The organism is Rickettsia sp. Tenjiku01 (assembly GCF_001653015.1).
GTDB lineage: Bacteria > Pseudomonadota > Alphaproteobacteria > Rickettsiales > Rickettsiaceae > Rickettsia > Rickettsia rickettsii.
Map to the genome: position 1 here is coordinate 7,501 of NZ_BCMR01000024.1, position 3,156 is coordinate 10,656.

The window sequence follows — 3,156 nt, forward strand, 5'->3', positions numbered from 1 at the left end:
TTATTTACTTTTAAAAACAGCTGCGACTTTTTTTCATTTATCGCTTTGGATAGATGTAGTTATATGCAATATAATCAGCTATGTCAACTACAATTTTGAAATTATTTTATTTTTGTTCTATATATCTAGATTTAGATCCTTCTTTAAACGGTTTATAATAATTACAACACTTTAGTTAAAATCTAGTCTATATACTTCGCAGATGTCTATTACTCATTGATATAGTATTTATAAATAGCTATCTCAATCATAATTTTTCATGCTCATATAAAATATCATGAATAATTTGTAAATTCTTAACAGCATCAAAACCATCTAGTGGAGCAATTAAAGCTTTCCACAAAGCCCAACCTCGTGCTCTTGCCCAAGTATCATCATCTAATGCTAGCTGTTCTTTAAAAATTTCTCTTGCTTCATTTTGTAGAAAAGTCCAAATTATTACCAAATCACAAGCAGGATCAACAATACCCATACCTCCAAAATCGCTTACTGCATTAAGCTTACCATTTTTTATAATAATATTACCACTTGCAAAATCACCATGAATCCATACAGGTTTTTTATTCCACTGAGACTTTAATGCTTTTTCTCAAACAGATAGAACTTTATCTGCATCAACCAAATCTTTTAAATTTTTAATTGCTATTTTTGTCTCAAGGTCATAAACTGCAAGAGCACCTCCATGTCAAAAGTTATGAGTACCTGGAACAGGTCCATCAATTATATCAATCTTATGCAATTCATTTAGAAATTTTGCTAGATCAGAAACAATTAGAGATAAATTTAAGCTACTAGTATCAAAGCTATTTGCACTTTTTCCTTCAATCCATTTATATATTGACCAATTCCAAGGATAATTTTTTGAAGGTTTACCTAAAGCTCAAGGCTTAGGGATATAAAATGACAAGTTAGGTGCTAATATTGGTAACCATTTGTGTTCTTTTGAAACCGCACCTACATATTTTGCTGCACTTGGTCATCTAATTTTAACATTTCATCGCCTCAATGAAAGGTTCTATTATCATGACCACTAAATTCAACCGGTTTGATAGGTAAATGAAACCATTTAGGGGATTGTTCTGCAATAAGCTCTTTTGCTAAAAACTCTGTGATTTCTACATTCATAACTTTGCTTTTTGTTTATGATTTGTGTTCATATTAAGTGATAAATAATTGATTCTAAATTTTCTTTAAGAACTTCATCCTCTAGTAAAATACTACATTTCCAAACGCTTAGCCTTTAAATCCAATTCTTTTAAATCAAATTTTATATCGATTATTGCTCCCTCTGCTTCTCTGTTTGCTATATCTAGAATGCCGCAATGTTCTTCGACTATTCTTTTAACTATAGCAAGCCCTACTCCCATACCTTTACTGCTGGTCGTAACATAGCTTTCGGTAGCTTTGCCTATTAGCTCAGGCGGGAATCCTTTACCGTTATCCGTTACAATAACGCTAATAAAATCGTCTTTAACATCTATAGTAACTTCTATTTTCCCGGATTCTCGTCCTTCTATTGACTCTTCTGCGTTTTTCAATAAATTGATCATAACTTGATTTATTTGGGTAGCATCACACATAAAATCAAATTGTTCTACGTTAGACTCAAATTTATACAAAATATTATCATTAAGTAATTTACGTGCTTCAACAATATGTTTAACTAAATAAACTAATTCACTCTTCGTAAATTTAGGAGCAGGAAGACGTGCAAAAAGAACAAATTCGGATACTATATTTTTAATATCGTTAGTATGGCGAATAATCATTTTTAAATAATTTTCAAATTCTACCCTTTCCTTAATTTCAGGGCTAAATTTCTTCAGCAATCTTTCAGAAGCAAGTAAAATAGGAGTTAACGGATTCTTGATTTCATGGGCTACTTTTTTTGCAACATCCGACCAAGCCATAGCCCTCTGTGCTATAACTAAATCACGCTGCTGGCGAGAAAGCTGCTTAATCATTCTATTAAATGCCACATAAAGCGTGCCTATTTCGTCTTTATCTACTTCATTTTCAGGCACTTGTACCGTTAAATCGCCGTCTTTAACGTTATCGGTTGCAGTAACTAATTTTTTAATAGGTTTTACTATTTTAGCAGTAAATATAACCCCGAAACTTATCGCTACAAAAAGAAGTAATAAGGCAATAAAGATAAACATTATAGAGAACTTAATCTGTATATTATCTATTTCATTTTTAAGACTATTATACTCGGCAGCTGCTCCGTTAGTTGCATCTACATGGTCGATAATTTTATTATCTACTAATCTACCAACTAATAAATACACATCATTATACTCTTTTAATTTAATCAGCATTCTTATTTTGGTTGGATCGGATTTTACTTCCACCAGTTCACCTAAATCCGCTTTTTTTATTAAATGTGCAGGGATAGTTGCAAATGATAATGAAAAACTTAAATAACTATTAGCTACTATAGTATTAGTAGATTTGTTTAAAACTATAGCCTCATCAAGCGAACGCATCTCTGCTTCAGTATTAAGTGTTTTAGTAAATAAAGCGGGATTGTGAATTAAATCGTAATACATATCGCTTAAATCTTCAGCAACGGCTAAAGCCGTTTCTTTTAGCTGTAATTTATGCTCGGCAATATAAGATTCTGCAACTATCACGGATTGATCAAGAACCGTAGAAATCTTCTTATCAAACCAAGCTTGAACACTAAGATTAAAAAAATAAACAGAAAATACTGAAACAATTATAGTTGGAATAGCTGCAACTAAACTAAAGGCAATTACAATACGATTTTGTAATTTAGAACTATCGTTATTATTATTTTTAGTAAAAAATTTTTGAGTTAGTAAAACACCTAAAATTAAAAAAATTGCTAAATCAACTAATAAAAATCCAATAATCGTACTAAAATTCTTTGATTCTAAAGATATCACATCAAAAGTAGCACAAGCAAAAATAATAGCTGCTGTTGCTAAAGTAAAAATTAGTACTCTACTAGAAAAATAAGAATGTAAATTTTGTTTAAGATAACTAAGCATAGATACTGTTTATATGACTATAACAGTTCTTTATAACATAAAAAAAAGCTAATTAACAATATTTCAAGTTTTAAGTGCCTTATTGTCATTTCTGCAAAAGCGGGGTGTTGTTGCATTGATTGTTTTTATGTCATTCCCG

3 protein-coding genes are annotated in these 3,156 nt (G+C 30.6%); all 3 read right to left on the bottom strand.

Annotated features, from left to right (window positions below; translation table 11 throughout):
• Positions 1–247: 247 nt before the first annotated feature.
• Positions 248–547: a phosphotransferase gene (locus TENJIKU01_RS07945; RefSeq protein ID WP_227780073.1), complete on the bottom strand. Its 300-nt coding sequence runs from the start codon at positions 545–547 to the stop codon at positions 248–250.
• 455 nt (positions 548–1,002) lie between these two features.
• Entirely contained in the window at positions 1,003–1,125 is a 123-nt protein-coding gene (locus tag TENJIKU01_RS10295; RefSeq protein ID WP_255374221.1) for a hypothetical protein, read from the bottom strand.
• 92 nt (positions 1,126–1,217) lie between these two features.
• Positions 1,218–3,017 carry a sensor histidine kinase NtrY-like gene (locus tag TENJIKU01_RS06045; RefSeq protein WP_064429588.1) on the bottom strand — a complete coding sequence of 600 codons (1,800 nt, stop codon included), beginning with the start codon at positions 3,015–3,017 and terminating at the stop codon, positions 1,218–1,220.
• Positions 3,018–3,156 lie beyond the last annotated feature (139 nt).